Source organism: Nitrospinaceae bacterium (assembly GCA_018669005.1).
Classification (GTDB): Bacteria; UBA8248; UBA8248; order UBA8248; family UBA8248; genus UBA8248.
This window is the reverse complement of record JABJAL010000127.1, coordinates 13,841-35,314: the sequence shown is the minus strand read 5'-3', so window position 1 is coordinate 35,314 and position 21,474 is coordinate 13,841. Positions and strand designations below refer to the sequence as shown.

Below are 21,474 nucleotides of genomic sequence, written 5' to 3'. Positions count from 1 at the left end.
GGCCGAGTAGGTCCCTCACCGTGGCCAAGTCCACGCCCGCCATGACGAGAAACGACGCGGGTGCTAGAATGTTACCAGCGATTCGACGGATTCCGAACCGACATATTTTCTTGCCACGTCCAGACCCTTTCGCATTGCCATTATGCAAGTCTACCTGTTAATTTATTTTAAAGTTCGGATCATGCTCCCGTTAGGGAAAGGCTCTTAGCGGATTTTATGTGGATATATTTTGGATATTCCAGCTTCATCTTGAGGACTGAAAAATGACGACACAGTTCAATGAAAGCCAAGTTCTTGCCCTTATTCCGGCACGAGGTGGATCGAAAAGTATCCCTCTAAAGAATCTTGCTTCTCTGGGTGGTAAGCCTCTTTTGTCTTATGTGATTGATGGCGGGAAATCATGTCTGGCGATAACCAAAATAGTATGTTCGACCGATCATGATGAAATTGCGGAATATTGTTCGTCCCGCGATGTAGAGGTGTTCCCGCGTCCGGCAGATTTATCCGGTGACGATACCCCGGTGGCCGATGTCATGCGGCATGTCATCGAAAAAATCGCCCAGGAAGAAGGTGCTGCGCCTAGTTTTATAGCCCTTCTTCAGCCTACTTCCCCCTTTTTGTTACCCGAGCATATCGAAGAGTGCGTGAAGGCTCTGCGTGGAGATGAAAGCGCCGATTCGGCACAGACGATTACGCAGGTGTTTCACAACGCCCATGCTTTCAATCAAAGAGTTTTTGAGGGAGGACGCGTCTCCTTTCGCTTTAAAAAAGAGCGGCAACTTGCGTACAATAAACAAAGGAAGCCGCATTTTTTTCTGTTCGGAAATCTGGTTGTTTCCAGGGCACGGGCATTGCTTTCGGGCATGGACGCTTTTGGCGAAAATTCATTGGGCGTTGAAATAGATCGCTCATACGCCTTGGATATAGACGGACCGGATGATCTCGATTATGCGAACTATCTGGTTGATAAATCGTTGATTAAATTAGTGGACGCTGAAGAGCTATAAATTATGGTGGGAAAAAATGCCGGTCGGACTTTGTTGTTTTTGTCTCGTGATGCCGGAGGCGTGAAGTCGATTATTCCGGTGATAGAGTCTATGTCCGGGCGGGCCGATGTCGATACGGTTGTTATTTCGCATCCGCTTTCACGCTTTTTGTACGAAGAGAGAAATATTCAAAGCAAGCGTCTTGAGGATACGGGTTATTTTGAAAATCCCGATGATGTGATTTTCGATATTCTCCGCAGAATTCAGCCTGATGTGGTTGTATCTGGAAGCAGTATGCCGTCACCTGAAGAGCCCGTTACGGTAGAGCAGCGATTAGTGAAAGCCGCGCGTGAATGTCAAGTGCCAACGATATTGCTGCAGGATACTTGGGCTCATTTTCTCGAGCGTTTTTCGACCGATGGGAAAACTATTGATTTAGAAGTTGTGCCGGACAAAATATGTGTTTTGGATGTTCATGCGTTCAATGATTTGGAAAAAATAGGGGTGCCCCGTAGCCGTCTCTCTGTAACCCATAATCCTTGGTATGATGGTGTGGTTTCTGAATCGAAAAAACTAAGTAAAATATCCCGCCAGGGTGTTCAGATCCTATTTGCCTCGCAGCCGATTATTGAAAATAAGCCCATTAAAGATTGGGGCTATACACAAGAGTCGCTTTTTAAGGAACTTCTGGGGTCTCTTGATCGATGCTCTTCCTTCGACGGCAAAGAAATATTGGTATGGGTCCATCCTCGTGAGTGCTCGACTAGGTGGGCTCCTTCTTCTCTCCGAATTCCAGAATCAATCCAGGTGACAATTACTGAGGATCGCAGCGCGGAAATCTTGAAAAATGTTGATTTCATTGTTACAGGCCACTCAACGGTGGTTTATGAGGCACTTTACTACGATACACCTTGTATCTCTTTACGGATCGGAGGCTCATCTCAGGAGTCTTTGTTCACAGATGACTTGGGGCTCACTACACTAATCGAAACGAGAGGAGAACTTGATCGCTATCTCCGGGAAGAACAGTATCATTCGATATCTACTGAACTGAACCGTAAAAGAAAAGAGCTTTCGAAGGACAATGTATTTTTTTCGGACGGAAAAGCGGCAGGGCGTGTGCTCGATATCATATGGGAAGTTATTGACAGGTGAAAGCGAATTGAGCCGAGTAACTCGAGAGGTTTAGCGCGAAGATTATATTTTGTAAATACAAGTTTGCTGGCGGAATTGGTGTTTTACTTGTTGCGTTACAGGAAAATTTCCGGGGTGGGGTGGTTGATATTTGACTGATTTTGTCCTATTAACAATTATAGGATAAATTTTCTCGTTTTTTTGTGGCTATGGGTCCTGAATTAGTTGAAAAGTCATACTTTTCTTGCTTGTCCGGAGCAAAGTGGCGTGAATGAAAAAGATATGCTGGACACGGGATATGTCATATGAGTGAAGCTTCCAACGTCATTGAAATGAAAGCGTCGGAGAGTGCGCTTCGGTATGACCCTGTGGTCTGGCTTGCGGATCTCACTTACACACAGCAAACGGTTGCGGCCGATGTCATGCCCAATGCGGTGGGGTGCATCGCTACTTTCACAGAGACGAGAGTGAATCTTTCAAATCCGATTCGGCTCTTTAAATACCCCGGAAAACTCACAGAGGATCTTGGTAAAGGTCCCGTTCCCGACATAATCGGGTTCAGCAATTATGTGTGGAATTTCGACCTCTCGTATCGTATCGCCGAAGTAATCAAACGAGAGCATCCCCGGACTATCATTGTGTTTGGGGGGCCGAACTACCCAACCGAGCCGGACGAGCAAGAACTGTTTCTCCGGCGCCACCCGGCCATCGATTTTTACATTGTGAAGGAAGGCGAACTGGCCTTCTCCCGGGTGCTCGAGGCGCTGGTAGAGAGCGGCGGCGAAGTAGATAGGGTGAAGCGAAAAGAGATTCCTTCGGTACATTCCATCCTTTCGGACGGAGTGCCAGTCATTTCTGCCACCATAGAGCGGATAACCGATCTGACGGAGATTCCGTCGCCATACGCCACCGGCCGTATGGACGAATTTTTCGACGGCATTCTGTTGCCGATAATTCAGACGAACAGGGGTTGCCCCTTTGAATGTACGTTCTGTGTCGAGGGGGTCGGCTATTATAACAAGGTATACAAGAACTCCACGAGTAAAATCACAGACGAATTGGACTACATCGGCGCCAAAATGAAACAGCAACGAGAAAAGGGCGGGAGAAACGACCTGTTCATCGCCGACTCGAATTTCGGTATGTATAAGGACGATCTGGATACCTGCCGTGAACTTTCGCGTACGCAGCGGGAGTTCGGATGGCCTGAATATATCAATGTAGCCACGGGGAAAAACAGAAAAGAGCGTGTACTGGAGGCCTCCCGTTTGCTTGACGGTGCCCTGCGTCTGTCCGGATCGGTGCAAAGTCTCGATGAAGGTGTTCTGCTCAACATCAAACGGAAAAATATTTCGGCCGATGGATTACTGGACCTAGCCATGGAGGCGGGGAAAGTCGGAGCCAATACTTACAGCGAGATAATACTCGGCTTGCCGGGCGATTCCATCGAGGCGCATTTGAGAACGATCCGGCTGGTCATGGACGCTGGATTCACGAATATATATTTGTTTCAGTTGATGCTTTTGCCGGGAACCGAGCTTGCGACGGGCCAGGTGCGCGAGCAGTACGGAATGACGGTCCGGCATCGTGTTCTTCCGCGCTGTTATGGACATTTTGATGTTCTAGGGGAACGGGTGGTCGCCGCCGAAATCGAAGACATTTGTGTGGCGAACAATACATTGAGCTTCGAGGAATATCTCGAGTGCAGGCGTCTTCACTTGGTGATTACTATTTTTCATAACGACGGTATTTTCGGAACTATGCTCAAGCTATTGCGGCTTCTGGAGGTACCGGTTTTCCGGTGGATGGAAATTATCATGAAAAGCCCGCTGTCCCAGGGATTGGAGCAGTTGTTCCAGTCGTTTCATGACGCCACAAAAAATGAATTGTGGGATTCGCGTGAGGAACTTGAAGGGTTTATTCAGCAAGAAGATATCGTTGAAAAATTCATCTCAGGCGAGCTTGGAAACAATCTGTTGTTCGTTCACAAAACCTTGGCTATTACCCACCACATCGAGGAACTTGCCGAACTGGCCCAGCGAACTATCGTGGCATGTTTGGATGAAGCTGGAAAAGCCACGGAGGAAGTGCAAGAATTTGTGAATGATGCTCTTCGCTATCACGTTTGCCGGGCTGAAAACCTGTTTTTTGATCGTGAAATTTCCCCGTCGGCGAATTTGTCGTTTGATATTAATATGTTTGAAGAGGAATCCCATCCCGAGAATATTAAAGATTTTCGCCTTTCCTCTCCTAAATCATATCGGTTCACCTTAGACAATACGCAAAATGAGTTGATTGATCGATATCTTGGGATTTATGGAGACTCTACTGTAGGAATCGGGCGTATTTTGTCGAAGGTGTATGTGCGAAAACTTTTCAGGCACCCACTTTCCGACGATATGGGGGATTTATCATCGGAGCCCGGGGACGGAGAGAACCGATTTCGAATTGCGGGGCTTCAGAATTGATTTGCTAAGACAATGTTGCCGCTCGATTAAACCCTCGCTGCTCGCCTAACCCATAGGTCGCAGATTTGATTCCTGTCCCGCCCACCAAAATGAAGACGCCCCCTAAGTCTCGATTGATGAAAACCGACTTCTTCCAGGTACCCTGTGCTTTCCGAAAGTCGACCAAAGAGCTCCAAGCGAAAGGGGGTACGCCCCCAATTTCGTGCATTGGAACTGAGAAACACTACATAGTGGGTTGGCCGCGAACGATCAGCAAAAAATGAAAATCGACTTCAAAGAAAACTTGGCTTGATTTAAGATCCCCTGCGATCAGATCTTTCTTGGGGAGTCCTGTTGATCAGATCGAAAGAGAAAGTCGCTCCAGGGATCTTAGAACGCGTCTGAGGCGGCAGTATAGGTCGGTGCGGGTGTGTTGTACGTGAGGAGTTAGAAAGTGAAGCGAAGAACTCCAACGTCACCATCGAATCTGGTGTCCATAACCGGTGTGCCTTAGTACAAATTGGTGTCACTCAGGCTTACTTTTGATTCCGACTAACCCTTTAAAATCTATGTCTCCATGTCACTTAGTGTCACCCAGTGTCTTTATACACAAAACCCCCTCGACTGCCTTCACACGGCAGAAGCCACTGGTTCGATCCCAGTACGGCCCACCAAAAAATCAACGGGTTGCGGTGTATAAGCCGCAACCCGTTCTTTGTTGGTGCCTAAATATTTTCACTTTCGGATGTTGTGATTGGTGCTCTAAGAATTAAGTCCTAAGAATTCCTAGGCCGAATCATCCACGTTAGCACCCACGTCACTTTCTGGAGCCGCCTCAGGACGTTCACCACCACCTGCCTCGGGAGTGACGTCAAGCTCTACACTACCACCTTCTACTTCTGTCTTGGCCGCTCTCTCAGCTGGAGGAGGTGCTGAGGACGAACTTGAAACTGCATCTACCATTTGAATTCTCCTAGGTAATTAATGTTAATAATATAATCCCTTCTTTTTGAGATAGCAAACTTGAATTTTCTCAATTTGTTGCCGAAATTATTACCTTTCATTCACAGATACCACAACAAAATCAATAAGATAACGGTCCAATGCCTTCACACGGAAGAAGCCACTGGTTCGATCCCAGTACGGCCCACCAAAAAATCAACGGGTTGCGGTGTATAAGCCGCAACCCGTCTTTTGTTACTAAGAACACTGAAACTTTAGGGCATCCACATTCAATATTTCATCTCCATTTATGAAAATGAAGGCCCCGAACATTTCTCAGGTCACGTGCGCGCCCTGGCCTTGAGAGAGAAGAACCCCAGCCCCCTCAAACTTGCCTATAGTCTATCCTTTAGCGGGGCCCTGTGTACTCCACGATGTCCAGGCCGCCGCCACAGCGATCTGCAATGTAGATAAGGCCCCGCTCATCCACAAAAACGTCGTTGCTCTGGGGGGTGGGCCTTCCGGTGTCGCCCGCTGGCACGTAGTAGCCCACCTCCTGCGGCCTGAAGGGATCTGAGATGTCCACGATTCGGAGGCCCGCGTTGAACCAGACAACATAGACGAAGTCCTTGGTGGTCATTCCCCGCCAGATGTTGTGGGCGCCGTAGCGCCCACCACGGGTGGTCCAGTCGCCCTCGCTGGGAAACAAGCTCGCCGGGTCTACCGGATGGGGCATCCAGGTGGAGATGGGAACCGGGTTGCTCGGCACCCTCGCATCGTAGATCCAGAGGAAACCGGGGGGCTCCGACACATCGTCGGATGTGGACTCGTGGGTCACTATCACGAGGTCGGAGTCGGGAAGGGGAACCGCATTGTGGCATTTACCGGGATAGGGAGGGGTCGGGTTAAAGTGCCCGACCACCTTGGGTTTGGTAATGTCTTTCACGTCGAATACGACGAAGCCCCCAAACCAGTACCCGCAAAAGAGGTGGTCCCCCCGACGATAGGCCCCGTAACATTGAGAAAGGTTTCCCTCCCCCCAGGAAGGCACCTCCCCTCCCGCTAGATGCTGGCCCGCGAGCCAGCCCTGACTCACCACCTCAGGATTTACCGGATCCTTCAAGTCCACAATCCAGAGAATGTCTCCCAAAAAACCCTCCGCAGTGCAGGCGCAATAGCAGAGACGGTTTTCGATATCCAGAATGGGCCGGTGGACTCCTTTCCCGTACATCTCGAAGGTCTTCATGAATTTGGGTTTCGCCGGATTCGAGATATCGTAGAGGAGAAGCCCTGGCACAAACCCATCAGCCTCTCTGCCCTTGACTTGCTCGGCATTCACGATCATCACGTCGTCGAGGAGCTGGACCTTGCCAGATGTGGTCCCTGGCGGAGAGGGAAGCTGGGCCACCACCTTGGGGTTTGCGGGATCCTCCACGTCCACGACGGTGGTGCCCTCGTGACCGTCTGCGCCCGTAGCACCGATGAAACCCCATTTGCCCCGCACCTGCACTTGCGTAATGCACCCCCACCCGTTCAGGTCGCTGTGGCCGATGAGTTTCACGTTTTTCGCCTCTTCGGGGCACCCCTTCATTTGGTTCATCAAAAAATTCTCCTCATTTCTTGCCTTTGATAGTAGCAGCCCAAAAGTATTCCATTGCCGCAATACACACACGGACCTAACTGTGCATGAAGAATTAGTAATTATATCCTGAAATTAGGCTTTTCGCCGCATGCCTTTGGTTAGCAGTTCACTTAACTTCCCCCGACAAATTTCCCATCTGAAATTCAGTCATAGCCGAGAGACTTCATCTGCATGAGCCTGAAGTCGTTGAAGCTCAATGTGGTTCTCATAAAGCTTGCTTCCATAAAGCTGACACTACCGTTGGCGCGCATCAGCACAAACCGGAACCACCCAGGCTCACTTTAATACTGCCCAATTCTTTGAATTTTGTTGCTTCATACTACTTGGTATCGCTCATTACCATCTCATGAAAATTGACCCTAAAGACCTCCATGCGGTAGAAGCCGCTGCTTCATACCCAGTACGGCCCACCAGAAACAAAAACGGGTTGCGGTTCAAATACCACAACCCGATTTGTAGGTAAGAATAGTGAGATAAAAAATTTACAGCGCGATTTAAGAGAGGACGAATAAGATTTTTGGGAAATGGGATATCAAACTTGACTAGGCGCTTGTATCTACCTGGCTGCCTCGTGAGCTCTCGGGCGGACTCTCGGCAGGCGCGCTTTTCGCCCCAGGCTCAGCCTCCGCCTCGGGGGCCGACTGTGGGGCCGAAAAATTCGGCGCTGCCGCCTGCGCTCCACCTTCGATTGCGTCAACCATTCCGGTTTCTTCTGGCAGCAATCCGTTTTTCTACGATAGGAACATTTTCATAGTAAAAAATTACCTTCAAACACAGATTAGGCCAGAATTAATTTCGACACCAAATCCTCTTGAGTAATCAGGGGAATGTCTTTAATTTCATATATATCAATTCGTTAAACGGAACATTGCCATAGCGGACATTCGAAATTCAAATTCCTCTTATCGAAAATGTGACCAATTTCACTGCCTAAATCGTAACGAAAAGATAAATTCTATATGGGAGTACAAATGAACTATCAAGGAGAGCAGAAAAGGACCTCAAAAGTGATTCGCTATGAGCATGGCATTTTGGGCTAGATAATTTTTCGCTTATCCCCATGGGCACCTATCGGTAGAAAGCGGGTCCCAGGGCGGAGGATATGGGAAAGAAATTCAAGCCCGGAAGATATCGGAACCGCCCGGCAGTTAATCACGGAGGGGAAAGGAATGAGGGAGACCGATGTTCACGCAAAAAGAAGCGCTGCACATGACCACGTCTAATGATTTTCAGGCCAATATTTTAATTGCCGATCCTGATGAAACACTCGGGGAGCTATTGGATGTTTCGCTGCGCGAATTCCAGCACGATGTGAGAATCGTGCGAAATGGACTCGAGGCTTTCGAAATCCTCCGAGAAGAGGAGTTCGACCTCGCCATCATGGAATTTGCGCTACCCGGCAACTCAGCCCTTGAAATCCTCACCCGTCTGAAAAAAGCCTCTATACATGTTCCACACACGATGATTCTTAGCACCGGCGGCACCCTCGAAACTATCCATGATTGCGTCGAGGCCGGCGCTCAGGATTTCATCGTGAAACCCTTCAAACTGCCGACCCTCATCAAGCGCATCAGCGTAATCCTTGCGCGTGTGGGCCTGGAGCGGCAAAAGAGATAGCCAATGGGGAAATATGTCCCGGATGATGCCCGCCCCGGGTAATGCCCGCCCCGGGTAATGTCTTCGGACACTCATGGATTTCAGTAAAACTTTTTTCTATTGCGCTTTTGCGCCATCTCCTCGTGCAGCTCGTCCCGTCGCTTTCGCGCAAAGCCCATGTTGAACAGGGCTAGCAGCGCGATGATGAGTATCACGGCAAAAATCTTCAGCATCCCCCCCGGCCCCGGCAGACCAGGAACCATACGCGCTGGAGGCATAGGAGGTCCCCCCTCACCTGCCTGGGCATGAACAACCCTATAGCGAGAGAAAAAACGCTCCCAGACCGGCAATCCCATCAATTTCGCCTGTTTCTCGTCTATCTCGGAAAACGCCCGCAGGCGCTCGGCCACCTCGCCTGACCGCCGTCCGACCATGGCCTTGAGGAGCATGCGTAGCGCCTCGGGCATCCGCTCCCGCGGCGAGACGGCCCCGCCCCTGAAACGACCCGAGGACCCAAATGCCGCTAGCGCGAGAAAGTCCCCTTGGCGCATCGTCAGCCCCCAGCCGAGAAATACCATTCGGGGGCGCGAGGCGCCCTGGCGAACCAAGGAAGAGGAGAAATTTTTGGGATTCTTGAGCGCGAGAAACACCCGTATATCGTCGGTCGGCGCAATAGCTGCCAGTGGTCCTGTGGCCAGAAAAAGATCTGCCTCCTCGAACAGAAGGCCCAGCGCATCTTTCTCATCATCTGCTGGCAGGCGAGCCTTCTCTCCCGGGAAAACACCCTTCTCGGGCGATGCGCCCCATGCCACATCTGCAAGAGGTCCCGCCACCAGTGGCACTGCCACCAATGGCACTGCCATCAGCACGGCCAATAAAATCGCCGACAGAGGGCCTGCCCTAAAGGTCGATGCCATCAAGAAGCGCCGCCACATCAAGCGGCCTCCCCTCCTCGGCCGAGCGCACAGAGCCCTCGACCATCGCAAGCGCGTGGACGGCCTCGGCGGGTCCTGTCTCGGGATCCTTACCTGCGCGCACACATTCGGCAAACTCCTCGAGCTCATCCTGCAACATGTCGCACATACCCGGCAGGGGCACGTCGGTCCAGCCCGTTTCCCCCTTCTTTTTCATGAGCAGGGTCGTCTCCTCATTCGTGCGCTCGGCCACCGCAATGTTTTCCCTGATCATTTCAAGGTGCACCGCCGCCTCGGTCCCGTGGAGTTTCATCGAGAAAATATCGGGCGAGGTGAAGCACGTCGTCACATTCGAGACCGCCCCGCTCTCGTGCTCATAAGTCGTCATCGACACATCGTCAATTTCGGCCGGCGTCGCCATGTGCTTGTGCACCCCGTAAATGCGCACCGGCCGCCCGAGCAGATATTGCAGCGTGTCGCAATGATGTATCCCCATCTGCATCAGAGGCCCGCCCGGGCACTCGGACTTAAAATAGCGCCAGCGATCGGTCGTAAAATTCTGGCCCGCTGGGCTCGTAAACGCCGCCTCGGCCCACAAAGGCTTGCCAAGCGTCCCATCGTCAATCATCCGCTTCATCACCCTGTGCCCCGCCGCCCGGCGGTAGCAGTGCCCGACCGAGAGCACGCGCCCGGCCGCACGCCATGCCTTTAAAACCCCGGGCACCTCGGCCAGCGTGTTCGTAATCGGTTTTTCAACCCAGACGTGCTTTCCCGCCGCCATTGCCGCCTCAATCTGCGCGGCGTGGGCCGTGTTCTGCGAAGTTAAAAGAATTCCCTCGACATCGTCATTCTCTAGCAGCGCCTCATAGCTCCCGGCCTGAGCGCAACCATATTCGGCGGCATAGTTATTTCGTTTCTCCTCATTTCGCGTGAAGCACGACACAATTTCCAACTTCTCGCTCCGCCGCGCGGCATTGCCTATTGGCCCCGCCCACCAGCCAAGGCCAACAACCGCAACTCTCAAAGGTGCATCAGACATGAAAACTCCCTTTCTTTTTTCGTAGACATTGCTCTCAATATAAGACCGTTAAAAAGATAACACGGACCACTCAAACACAATATCGCCCGCAATAAACGTGGCAGCTTCATTCCAATGGTCAAAGAGATCAGTATCCCGATTATTTCTCGCAATAATTTGCAGCCGTGTCGCAGTGCTTCTACAACGTCAAAGCACGCTGCCCGAAGCCCGAAGCGCCTCAGCAAACCCTCCGGAGATCAAATGATTTCCGCGGATATGGGGTTGATTTATTTTCTTTATTCCCTTAACTTTATTTAATTCCCGCCCGGAATTTACCAAGTACCTATCGCCCGAAGCAGGCAGCCTGTGGCCCGAATATACCTATCCTTCAGTTATGCCGACTTTACGAGTGCGAGTATTGTCTACAATTCTTGCAAGGTGAATCGCATTCCCAGCCCCATTTTTCTTGAGCAAGCCGTCTGGAATGGCGCAAGGAAAAAGGGAGACGGCGCAACTAAAGAGTTAATCGATCGCGCTCTTTCTCATGCAGACATAACGGTTTTTCTGATCGGTCGAAACACCTACGTCGATACATGGTGCGCCTATGCGCTCAGAAAGAGCATAGAGGCCCAAAAAGGCGTTTTCGGAATACATCTACCCAATCAAATGCAGCCCGGAAAAGCAGATTGGCTGTTGAATAAGGGCGCTCTAGTTTACGAGTGGGATAGCGCCGGCCTTCGGGGCTGGATGCTCGCCGCAATACAAAAATCCCTTACAAAAGCCTCATAGAGTTAAAAGACTTATCCGCAAGCTTTTCACTTCGCAAGACAGCAAGCCGAATTAAAACAATTCCCCCTCAATCCACTCGCTTGTTCTTCTTGAGATACACCCCGTACGCCAATACCCCGACAAAGAAAAGCAGCATTGGAATCAGGACCATATCAAGCAAATAAACAAAAGCGGAAAGCCCTAAAACACCGAACAACAAAACGAGCACTGGCGTAAAACAACAGATGGCCATAACAACGGAACCAACCAGGCCCACTTTAAAAAAAGAATTTTCTTTCACCTAGATACCTCCTCAAAACCCGCCTGAAAAAATATTGCGGATGATTATCTTCAATCTAAAATTTTAAGCTTAAGTTGTTGGGTGGTCTTGAATTTATCAAAAAACTTGTCGGCGATAGATCCCGCGCAATCGGGTGAGACTTTTAAAAAACCGGGGCGGGCTGCGCGCTCACCCGTCGGCGTTGATGGCCTCAATAAGCTGGGCAAGGACCTCGCCCGCCCTACCGTTTTCAACCTGGCAGGTGCCTGCCGCCTCGTGCCCGCCCCCGCCGTTATCAAGCATTAATTTGCCGACATGTGTTTTCGAGGTGAAATTCGAGATTGATTTACCGGTGGCAAAAACAGTGTTCTGGCGAGTTTTCCCCCACACCACCTGAATCGAAATATTCTGATCCGGAAAGAGAGTGTAAATCATAAATCGATTTCCGGGCCAGATGATTTCCTCCTCACGCAAATCCAGCACAACGAGATTGCCGTGAACTTTCGAGCACTTCAAAATCTGCTCTCTAAACTCTTCCTCATGCCTAAAATACAGCTCCGCCCGCTCGACAATCTCGGGCATCGCCAGAACATCGTTCGCAGTGTGGCCCTCGAAATCCTCAATCATTTTGATCATCAGCTCATCTTTTGAGAGATGCAGTTCCTTGAATCGGCCGATCCCGGTTCTCGGGTCGAGCAAAATGCCAACAAGCACCCACCCCTCCGGGTTAACCACCTCATTGAGAGAGTAGTTGCCCGAGTCCACCTTGTCGGCAACTTCGATCATCTCCTCGAATTCGGGCGGAAAAACTGCCTCCCCGCCCAGATATTCGTACACGACGCCCGAGGCCGATGCCGCCTCAGGAATATTGATGTAGTCCTCTCGCTCCCCGATGCGAATGTACTCGCTGGCGTGGTGATCGATGGCCATGTGGGCGCCGCCGACAAAAGGAAGATTTGTCGTGATGTCCCGGCTCGTAATTTCGATCTTGCCGTCCTGCATGTCCTTGGGATGCACGAAAATAATTTCATCGATCATGTCGAGATGCCGAAGAAGCATTCCGCTGACCAGACCATCAAAATCGCTTCGCGTCACAAGACGGTATTTTTCGCTGTCGGACATATTCAAAACTCTCAACCCACATTCAATAAATAATATTCATAAAACCATCGAACTACTATTCGTTATTATGCTGCAATGGGCTCCCCAATGTAAATTTCAATAATTTACATTGACTGGGGGAGGCGAGCATTGCAAACTAATGATATCGTCAGACCAACGAATAGAAAATTTAAACTCAATATCGGGTAAGATCCCTTCTACCTGCAAGTTCAACGGGAAATAGTTATTTATTATGTGTTTTCTGTTAAACTTAAGGTGCTCAGGTTTAGGATTATCGCTAAATCAATAGAAGGAAGGCTCCATTAAATGTCATCCTCAAAGTTAATTTCAATCCGTTCTGAGTATTCCAAAAATCGCCTTGAAAAATTAAAAAATAATTTGGCATCAATCCCCGAAATTGAGATTTTTGATAACATAACAATATATACAGCAGGTTCATTTGCTCGATTTGAAGCCAGTGAATATTCAGATATCGATCTATTCTTTTTGATTAACGGTAAGCCGGATGATTTAAAAGAAGCAAACATTGATACAATCCGAATGTTCGCTATAATAGTCGAGGTTGTGGATCATATGGATTTTCCTAAATTTTCAAATGATGGAAAATATCTCAAAATTTCATTTTCTAAAGAAATGATTGATAGTCTTGGTGGTAGCGATGATGATTATCTAAACCACTTCACTAGTCGAATGTTAATGTTGCTTGAAAGTTATCCAGTATATGGCAACGAAAGTTACAATTCGATAATTAAAGAAATAGTTAGTTCTTATTTTCGTGACTACCCACATCACCCAGATTCATTTCGCCCAACATTTCTAGTTAACGATATATTACGATTCTGGAAAACTCTTTGTCTGAATTATGAACACAAAAGAAATCAGCCCACCGAAGACCAAAGTCAAAGGATCAAACAAAAAGTTAAGAATTTCAAATTATAATTCAGCCGAATGACAACTTGTTTCGCGACTGTGGCAAGTCTGTCATGCTTCAAGGAACCTGTGACCCAAGAAATAGTATTGGAATTGGTAAAAAAATCGCCGCGCGAACGCCTCGAAGAAATCCCCAGTCGACTACCCGAAGCAAGCGAAGCCATAGATAAAATTCTAGAGCAGTACTTATGGTTTATCGGAATGACTGGCCTTACCGAAGCCGAACTTCATGATTATATTAGCGACAAAGTCAAATGCTCTTCAGCATTTAAGAAAGCCAATGAATACGGCGACTCAATTTACGAATTATTGAAATTGTCAGACAAAGAATTTGGATATATGCGATTTTTGGTGGTATGAAATGAACATATTCTATGTTTTATATATTGAAGACGATTTTGTAGCCCCCTACTTGGATCTTATTAAAATTATTTGCAACCCTAAGACTGCGAGCCGTGTACATCTTACGGTAAGAGGTCCGTACAAATGTATTCCAGACAAAAAAAGAAACTGGAGATCTTTTAAAGCAAGTCATATTTCAATTGCAAAGGTAGGCTCATTTATTTCAAATAATCAAAATACAATTTACTTAAACTGTTCATTCCCTGGAATGAATGAAGTATGGAGGAAACCCGACTTCCCAGATGGCGTAGGCCATTTAACATTATACGATGGGAAATCAAAAGATTTCGCCGAAAAACTTTTTTCCTTGCTATCTAAGTATTCATGGGAATTTGATGTAAAAACAGGGGAACTAGAACCATTAATAGTAAACAAGATAGCTCCTAGTTTTTTTCTTTACCTAGAAACTGTTGGTGAAATATATGAAAGGATTTTTTCTTCGGGGATGTCACTTGAAAAGTTAAAGTCAATGAATGACGACAAGCGACTAGAAGCAATTAAAAGAATATGCGAATTTCTTCATCGTGAAAAAATCAACAACCATGCTATGCATTAAGAGCGGATAAAAATCTACTACGACAGAACGACCAAAACCCTACAACAAACTCTGCGGATTAACATCAATAATCAGGTGCACGGTGCCGAAATTTTTCTGGCTGTGGAAGGCGTCATCGAGGGCGTGGAGGATTTCGCCGAGGCGTTTGGCGGTGGTGGATTTTACTAGCATGTGGTGGCGATAGATTCCGCGCACGCGGGCGAGCATGGCAGGGGCCGGCCCTAGGAAGGTGAGCCCGGCGCTTGCGCCATCTCTGCTTGCGGCGGGTTTAGCCCCGTTTTTCTCCATAAAATTTCGCACCCAGGCGCCAGCGGCAGCCGCCGCATCGGGGTTGCGCGCCTCAAAGCGAAGCCGCGCCAGCCTTCGGTAGGGGGGATAGCCGGTCTCTTGTCTAAACTTTGATTCCATCTCATAAAAAGCGGCGTAGTCGTGGCCCTTGGCGCAGGTGACGGCGTAGTGCTCGGGCCGAAAGGTTTGGACAATGACCTCGCCCGGAAGATCGGCGCGCCCGGCGCGGCCCGCAACCTGGGTTAAGAGCTGAAAGGTGCGCTCGCCAGCTCTAAAGTCGGGAAGGTGAAGCCCCACGTCGGCGAGCACGACGCCCACCAGCGTCATGCGCGGAAAATCGTGGCCCTTTGCGACCATCTGCGTGCCGATAAGAATATCCACCTCGCCGCGCCGCACGGCGCCCAGAATTTCGTCATATGCCCCAGCGCGAGTGACGGTGTCGCGATCCATCCGGCGAACGCGGGCCTTTGGGAAACGCGCTTTTACGGCCTCCTCTACCCGTTCGGTGCCGAGGCCAAAATAGGCGACCCGCGCGCTCCCGCAGGCGGGGCACTCGTTGGGCGGCGGCATCGAGAGATCGCACAGGTGACACTGAAGGCGGCCCGCCCCACTCCTTGCGTTTAAATGAAATGTCATCGGGACCGAGCAGTTCTGGCACTGGGCCGAGGCCCCGCAATCTCGGCAAAGGATGACCGAGGAAAATCCCCGGCGGTTTAAAAATAAAAGGGCCTGCTCGCCCCGCGCCAGCCGGTCTTGGATTGCGGCGGCAAGCTCGGCGGAAAGAAGGGGCGGGGTTTTGTGCTCGCCTCCCTGCTCGCGCCTTAGGTCAACGAGCGTGACCTCGGGCAGCGGTTTCCCGCCGGGCCGGGAGGGAAGCTCAAGTAGGCGGTAGCTCCCGGCCTTGGCCCGGGTGTAGCTTTCAAGGGACGGCGTGGCCGAGCCCAGGACGATGGGCACCCCGGCCCGCTTTGCGCGGACGATGGCGGTGTCTCGGGCGTTGTAGCGCGGGGCGTCTTCTTGTTTATAGGAAGCGTCGTGCTCCTCGTCGATGGTGATGAGCCCAATGTTGGGGAGGGGTGCATAAACGGCAGAGCGCGTGCCGAGGACAATCGGGGCCTCACCGCCACGAACCCTTCGCCACTCGGCGGCGCGTTTTTTCTCTGGATATGCGCTGTGGAGGCAGGCCACCTTGTCTCCAAAGCGCGAGCGAAAGCGCCCTAAAAGCTGGGGGGTGAGGCCAATTTCAGGAACGAGAACGAGCGCGCCTTTTCCTTGAGCAAGGGCCTCGGCGGCAAGGCGCATGTAAACCTCGGTCTTGCCGCTTCCGGTGACGCCATGAAGGAGGGTGACGGAGTAGGCGCCACCCCGTAAGTCCTCTGCCACGGCGTCAAAAGCCTCCCGCTGGGCATCTGTGAGCTCGACCGGGGGCGCGGTGTGGGGGCTTTCAGGGGCTGTGTCTTCATCGGCAGGCGGGGGGGCGTCCTCAAATGCGAGCCACCCCTTTTTCTCCATCGCCGAGCAGGCGGCCCGCGTGCCCGGGACGAGGCGCTCTAGCTCGCGGAGCATCAATCGTTTATCATCAGCATTATCAATGACTTTCAAGGCTTTCGCCTGTTTGGGAGCCCGGCGATCGAGATATTCTCTCGCCTCGGCATCAGGCACCGCCACCAACCGCACATAGCGCACCAACACAGGGGCCCCGCCACCCTCATCAAGCGAGACTTTCTCGATCAGCCCCGCCTCTATTAGCCGCTCGGCCTCCTGCCTCGCCCCGCGCCCGGCACCCTTTGCCAGCGCGTCCAGCTTCATGGGCCGGGCCTTCAAGGTGTTCAGCACCCGCGCCCGGAGAGGGGCGTCTTTCTCACCACCCATGCCAGGGAGCCCGAGCCCCGCCGCCTCAAGCGCCGCCTCGCGCCTCCCAGAGTCCGTGAGGCGAACCCGCTCGACACTTTTCCGCTCACCCACGCCGGGCAACGCCGCCCGAATGGCCTCTCCCCAGCCGCAGCAGTAGTAATCCGCCACCCAACGGGTGAGGCCAATGAGCTCCTCGGTCAGGGCGGGCTCCTCGTCGAGCGCCCGAATTACATCCTTTAAATTATCCGGGCCGTCCGGCAGAAGGGGTGCGGGCGGCGATGCGACGTAGCCCGTCATCCGCCGCCGACCCAGTGGAACCATAACGCGCATGCCAGGAATGAGTTTATCCGCCAACTCGTCCGGCACCCGGTAGGTCAGAGCCCCCAGGCGGGGGACGTTCAGCGCCACCTCAACCGATAAGGGGCCAGCAGCTTTCCTTTGATCGGAATCAGCCTCGCGGGGATTGAGGCGATACGTTCGTGCAGGTTTAGCTTTTGCTTCACTCATGGCTTAGGGGCACCACCAGAGACGATAGGATTCAATTGCTCAGCGGCCTCAAAGACATCTCTCAAGAGGGGATCTTTCATAGCGTCCTCCAGGCCTATAAGGCTGCGGGCCCACGGCCTACGACGGACTATGCGTAACCTAAAAGAATTGTCTGGTAGCGTTTGCGGGCGAAGCACCTATCTTTATACAGGAAAATAACCGTCATCGGGGACGCGGCAGAGAACAAGACAACAATAGAGGTGTGTGCGCGAACTTCGAGGCCTCACCAGAGTTCAGCGCGTATTGACCCTCCCACGGAGCGCCCATAGAATCCTTTGAGCGGAAGATTATAAACCCGCCGCGCGCTCGACCCGGCGGATTGACAAGACATTGATAAGAAAGAGGATAAAAACCATGAAAAGCGCACTTGAAATCGCGATGGAGAAGACCTCGACCATCGGTGAAGAGGCACGCGAGGAGCTGAAAAAACTCTCCTCCGCGCAACGTAAAGAGATTGAAGAGACCAAGAAAGTTTACACCGGAAAAATCGCCGAGCGCGAAGTCCTCTTTCAGCAAGAAATGATGAAGCTCACCGGCGGGGTGCCGCTAGAGGCCGCTCTTTCGCAAATCCCTCCCGAGGCGCAAGTGCCACTCGATGAGGCGCGGCAGAAGCATCTTGAGGCTCGCGAGACCCTCGAGAATGAGCGTGACGAAAAGATCGAGGCCATCAAAAAAGGCTGAGGCGGAGGCAGCGATGAGAGAGGAAGGGTTGAGCCGCGTCGCGATAATAAGGTGCGCCAACTACGATCCACCTCGAGTCGTAGAGGCCCTCGACCACCTGATCGAATTGCTGGGCGGCGCAGAAAAAAATTTCCCGCTGGAAAAAAACATCCTACTTAAACCCAACTTGCTTAAGGGGGCAGCCCCCGGGAAAGCCGTCACGACCCACCCCGAAGTCCTGCGCGCCACGATACGCGCCATCAAGAGAGCAAGGCCCGTTTCTTCCATCTCCGTCGGCGACAGCCCCGCCTGGGGAAGTTTCCAAAGCGCCATGCAGGGAGCAGGATTGGCCGCCGTCTGTGAAGATGTGGGCGCCGCGCCCTCCCCCTTCACACGCGGAGTGAAAGTGGCGAACCCCGGCGGCAATGTCTTTGAGCACCTCCACATCGCCCGCGAAGTGGTACAAGCCGAGGCCATCATCAACCTCCCCAAGCTTAAAACTCATTGCCAGATGTACATGACCGGTGCAGTGAAAAACATGTTCGGCTGCGTGGCAGGAAAGCGGAAGGCTTGGTGGCACTTCAAGGCTGGAAACTACAAAGACTATTTTCCGCTTATGATCGCAGAGACGGCTCGCCTCATCGCCCCCCGACTCTCCATCATGGACGCGATATTCGCCATGGAGGGACAGGGTCCCAGTGCAGGCACCCCCCGGCGAATGGGCCTTCTGATGGCCAGCGCCGATCCAGTCGCCCTGGACCGTGTGGCCGTAGATGTGGCCGGCCTCGCCCCCGAGCGAATGCGGACGCTCGCAGCGGCCGATACAATAGGCTGGGGGGAAACCAACCTCGATAAAATAGAGATCGTTGGGCTCCCCATCAGCGAGGCTCGCCTCACCACTCCTCTAGTAGAGCCCAGGATGATCCCTGTGGGTTTCAGCCTTCCCCGTGTCGTCAAAAGCACTTTCAAACAACAGTGGCTCATCCGAGTGAACGAACCCACCCATCGTGTGTCCCGAGGGCCTTTGAAATGATTCGCGCCCTGCTGGCAACAGTGGCCTTTGTTCTCGTGCTTCCGTCGACGAGTCTGGCACGCAACCTCGATTTTCAACGTTACGTGCACGGTGAGGTCCGACGCGACAGCTACACTTTCTTCTGTTTAGAGGAAAAAGGCGCCAGGGAAATCGTCGGGCTCATCAGAAGCTATACTTTAGGAGAAATCTCTAGCGAGGATGTTGGAGTCGCCATCAAGGGAAAAACCCTCGAATACAAGTGCAATCGCCAGGATTTGCTCCACATGTCTCTCAAAACCCTTATCAAGGGAACACATTCCGACATTGAGACGGTAGAAAACAGGCCCATATGGATAACGAAGGATGCGAGCCTCGTAAAGGCACAGGCGCGAGATGGGCTTATTGTTTACGTCATCACGAATGCAATTGTACCCTCGCCCGAGTCGGTTCGAACAAAAGAGGATATTTCTCCCAGCGAGGCAGCCCCTACAGAAAAAGAAAATCCCGCAAAGTCCACAGAGCCTGGAGAAGAACATCGCGAAGTTGCCAAATCCATTCCCGAGGGACCAGAAGCGAAGGTAGCTACAAATTCCGAGGTACAAGAGCCGGAAGCATCATCCACTGCTGAGCCACCCACCGAGAATGCTGACAAAGATGTTGCCAAAGCCGAGGTGAGCATTCCATTTCTCGAAGAAACCGACGAGCAAACAGGATTTTTTTTCGCAGACAACGAGCGACCCGAACCTGACGATAAAACTACTCAAATTAAGAGTACCGACTCCCCTGAGTCGAAACCGATTCCTTCTGAGGAAGAAAATCCCGCAAAGTCCACAGAGCCTGGAGAAGAACATCGCGAAGTTGCCAAATCCATTCCCGAGGGACCAGAAGCGAGGGTAGCTACTAATTCCGAGGCACAAGAGCCGGAAGCATCATCCACTGCTGAGCCACCCACCGAGAATGCTGACAAAGATGTTGCCAAAGCCGAGGTGAGCACTCCATTTCTCGAAGAAACCGATGAGCAAACAGGATTTTTTTTCGCAGACAACGAGCGACCCGAACCTGACGATGAAACTACTCAAATTAAGAGTACCGACTCCCCTGAGTCGAAACCGATTCCTTCTGAGGAAGAAAATCCAGCAAAGTCCACAGAGCCTGGAGAAGAACATCGCGAAGTTGCCAAATCCATTCCCGAGGGACCAGAAGCGAGGGTAGCTACAAATTCTGGAGCACCAGCATCCGTAAATTCGCCCACGACAGAACCAGCAGATAAGTTCGTTGATAAAACGATTTCTGGGTCAGAGAACGAAGTCCAAATCGAAAAAATTAAAAACCCCACTCCTCGTTCGAGCCAATTCAGCGGACAAAGGGAAAATTCTTTGCTTTCAGAGCAATCTGGACAAAAAACAAAAATTTCCAAAACCGCCCGGGTCGATAACACAAAGTCCGCCGAAGTTACACCTTCAGCGGAAGTCCCCGATGAACCACGGAAGACGGCAATTATATCTTCCGAAACTCAGGCGAACTCCGCTGTATCCTCTCTTCCGAAAAACGAGTCGTCGTCTATCAGCGATGTCAAAATGGAAAAAGCCATACAACAAATACTCGACGAGGAAGCAAAAAAGGATAAGCGGCCGCCTCGACCCTCGAACATCATCAGCCCCAAGATCACCGACGAAAAACTAGAGAAGGCCATCCAAAAAATTCTTAAAGAGGAGGACAAAGCGGCCCTGGAGGCACCTCCTCTTCCAGAAGTGGATGAGACGGCCCCCTACGAAGGAGAAAAGAGCGTTCTCAGCATCCGGAAAAAGCCTCAAGCTAACCCAAAATCTCGAAATGCGGATGAAAACCTCGCCAGGCCCCCTCTTGTCTCATCTCCGGCTGTGGAGAGCGATGCGACCGGATTAAATGACAACCTCTCTGAAGAAGAGAAAAGCAGGGGCATCTCCAAGGAGAGCATCGGCCTACCTGAAGATATGCTCACCGACAGAGAATTACTCCAAGAAAAGAAAAAAGAAATCGACAAGGTGCCCACCAAGACGACGACCAGAGAAAGCGCTGAGGCGACACAAGAGCAGACTGAGCCCACACCCGAGCGCCCAGAAACCAAAGCGTCTTCAAGTAGTGAGGGAGGCAAAATTGGGAGCATCGCCAAAACATCGGAAAGCTCTGAACCCTCCGATGCAAAACCAGACGTAGGTAAGGATGGGCTTGAGAATGCCGATGAATCCGAAAACCCCAAAGAAGTTGCCGTTGAGGCTGCCCAGAATTCAGGCGATGCTGACGACGAGAAAGACGACGAGAAAAAAGAAGAAGCCCCCCTGGCCCCTCCGCAATTCCCCGATGAAGGGGATGCCGCCGAAGGAGACTGAGAATAAGT

The 21,474-nt window shown here is 51.3% G+C and carries 19 protein-coding genes and 1 tRNA gene; 12 read left to right on the top strand and 8 right to left on the bottom strand.

The window, feature by feature from the left end; translation table 11 throughout:
- Positions 1–263: 263 nt before the first annotated feature.
- From HOJ95_18840 to HOJ95_18825, 4 genes are all read left to right on the top strand, one after another.
- Complete coding sequence (locus HOJ95_18840; protein MBT6396750.1) at positions 264–1,007, top strand: acylneuraminate cytidylyltransferase family protein; 744 nt, start codon at positions 264–266, stop codon at positions 1,005–1,007.
- 60 nt (positions 1,008–1,067) lie between these two features.
- A complete protein-coding gene (locus HOJ95_18835) occupies positions 1,068–2,141 on the top strand; it encodes a hypothetical protein (GenBank protein MBT6396749.1) in 1,074 nt (357 codons plus the stop codon).
- Positions 2,142–2,425: 284 nt separating this feature from the next.
- Entirely contained in the window at positions 2,426–4,588 is a 2,163-nt protein-coding gene (locus HOJ95_18830) for a hypothetical protein (GenBank protein MBT6396748.1), read from the top strand.
- A 484-nt stretch (positions 4,589–5,072) separates the two neighbouring features.
- A tRNA-Ser gene (locus HOJ95_18825) sits at positions 5,073–5,241 on the top strand.
- 112 nt (positions 5,242–5,353) lie between these two features.
- On the opposite strand, the gene HOJ95_18820 is transcribed toward HOJ95_18825, so the two are convergent.
- The 3 genes from HOJ95_18820 to HOJ95_18810 form a co-directional block, all read right to left on the bottom strand.
- Positions 5,354–5,530: a hypothetical protein gene (locus HOJ95_18820; GenBank protein MBT6396747.1), complete on the bottom strand. Its 177-nt coding sequence runs from the start codon at positions 5,528–5,530 to the stop codon at positions 5,354–5,356.
- Positions 5,531–5,918: 388 nt separating this feature from the next.
- A complete protein-coding gene (locus tag HOJ95_18815; protein ID MBT6396746.1) occupies positions 5,919–7,109 on the bottom strand; it encodes a hypothetical protein in 1,191 nt (396 codons plus the stop codon).
- A gap of 584 nt (positions 7,110–7,693) precedes the next feature.
- Entirely contained in the window at positions 7,694–7,852 is a 159-nt protein-coding gene (locus tag HOJ95_18810; GenBank protein ID MBT6396745.1) for a hypothetical protein, read from the bottom strand.
- Positions 7,853–8,333: 481 nt separating this feature from the next.
- Here HOJ95_18810 and HOJ95_18805 point away from each other — a divergent pair, with 481 nt between their 5' ends.
- Positions 8,334–8,768 (top strand): response regulator transcription factor, encoded by a 435-nt coding sequence (locus tag HOJ95_18805; GenBank protein ID MBT6396744.1) that lies wholly within the window; start codon positions 8,334–8,336, stop codon positions 8,766–8,768.
- A gap of 80 nt (positions 8,769–8,848) precedes the next feature.
- Here the strand turns inward: HOJ95_18805 and HOJ95_18800 are convergent, their stop codons facing one another.
- Together HOJ95_18800 and HOJ95_18795 are read right to left on the bottom strand one after the other, a co-directional pair.
- Entirely contained in the window at positions 8,849–9,682 is an 834-nt protein-coding gene (locus HOJ95_18800) for a hypothetical protein (protein MBT6396743.1), read from the bottom strand.
- Positions 9,648–10,700: a Gfo/Idh/MocA family oxidoreductase gene (locus HOJ95_18795; protein MBT6396742.1), complete on the bottom strand. Its 1,053-nt coding sequence runs from the start codon at positions 10,698–10,700 to the stop codon at positions 9,648–9,650. Before HOJ95_18795 ends, HOJ95_18800 begins: the two co-directional genes overlap by 35 nt.
- A gap of 345 nt (positions 10,701–11,045) precedes the next feature.
- On the opposite strand from HOJ95_18795, the gene HOJ95_18790 reads away from it, so the two are divergent.
- Positions 11,046–11,468: a hypothetical protein gene (locus HOJ95_18790; GenBank protein ID MBT6396741.1), complete on the top strand. Its 423-nt coding sequence runs from the start codon at positions 11,046–11,048 to the stop codon at positions 11,466–11,468.
- 67 nt (positions 11,469–11,535) lie between these two features.
- Here HOJ95_18790 and merF read toward each other — a convergent pair whose 3' ends face one another.
- Complete coding sequence (gene merF, locus HOJ95_18785; GenBank protein ID MBT6396740.1) at positions 11,536–11,748, bottom strand: mercury resistance system transport protein MerF; 213 nt, start codon at positions 11,746–11,748, stop codon at positions 11,536–11,538.
- A 168-nt stretch (positions 11,749–11,916) separates the two neighbouring features.
- Positions 11,917–12,849: an exopolyphosphatase gene (locus HOJ95_18780; GenBank protein MBT6396739.1), complete on the bottom strand. Its 933-nt coding sequence runs from the start codon at positions 12,847–12,849 to the stop codon at positions 11,917–11,919.
- A gap of 306 nt (positions 12,850–13,155) precedes the next feature.
- Between HOJ95_18780 and HOJ95_18775 the strand changes: the two genes are divergently transcribed.
- Genes HOJ95_18775 through HOJ95_18765 form a run of 3 tightly spaced genes read left to right on the top strand, consistent with a single transcriptional unit; the run spans position 13,156 to position 14,737 of the window.
- On the top strand, positions 13,156–13,788 hold the full coding sequence (locus HOJ95_18775) for a hypothetical protein (GenBank protein ID MBT6396738.1): 633 nt from the start codon (positions 13,156–13,158) through the stop codon (positions 13,786–13,788).
- 60 nt (positions 13,789–13,848) lie between these two features.
- A complete protein-coding gene (locus tag HOJ95_18770) occupies positions 13,849–14,139 on the top strand; it encodes a hypothetical protein (protein MBT6396737.1) in 291 nt (96 codons plus the stop codon).
- 1 nt (position 14,140) lies between these two features.
- Complete coding sequence (locus HOJ95_18765; protein ID MBT6396736.1) at positions 14,141–14,737, top strand: hypothetical protein; 597 nt, start codon at positions 14,141–14,143, stop codon at positions 14,735–14,737.
- A gap of 39 nt (positions 14,738–14,776) precedes the next feature.
- Here the strand turns inward: HOJ95_18765 and priA are convergent, their stop codons facing one another.
- Positions 14,777–17,386 (bottom strand): primosomal protein N', encoded by a 2,610-nt coding sequence (gene priA, locus HOJ95_18760; protein ID MBT6396735.1) that lies wholly within the window; start codon positions 17,384–17,386, stop codon positions 14,777–14,779.
- A gap of 393 nt (positions 17,387–17,779) precedes the next feature.
- On the opposite strand from priA, the gene HOJ95_18755 reads away from it, so the two are divergent.
- The 3 genes from HOJ95_18755 to HOJ95_18745 are packed head-to-tail and all read left to right on the top strand — an operon-like array spanning position 17,780 to position 21,466.
- Entirely contained in the window at positions 17,780–18,106 is a 327-nt protein-coding gene (locus HOJ95_18755; protein ID MBT6396734.1) for a hypothetical protein, read from the top strand.
- Complete coding sequence (locus HOJ95_18750) at positions 18,072–19,118, top strand: DUF362 domain-containing protein (protein ID MBT6396733.1); 1,047 nt, start codon at positions 18,072–18,074, stop codon at positions 19,116–19,118. The genes HOJ95_18755 and HOJ95_18750 overlap by 35 nt, the downstream gene beginning before the upstream one ends.
- Positions 19,115–21,466 carry a hypothetical protein gene (locus tag HOJ95_18745; protein MBT6396732.1) on the top strand — a complete coding sequence of 784 codons (2,352 nt, stop codon included), beginning with the start codon at positions 19,115–19,117 and terminating at the stop codon, positions 21,464–21,466. The genes HOJ95_18750 and HOJ95_18745 overlap by 4 nt, the downstream gene beginning before the upstream one ends.
- Positions 21,467–21,474: the final 8 nt, after the last annotated feature.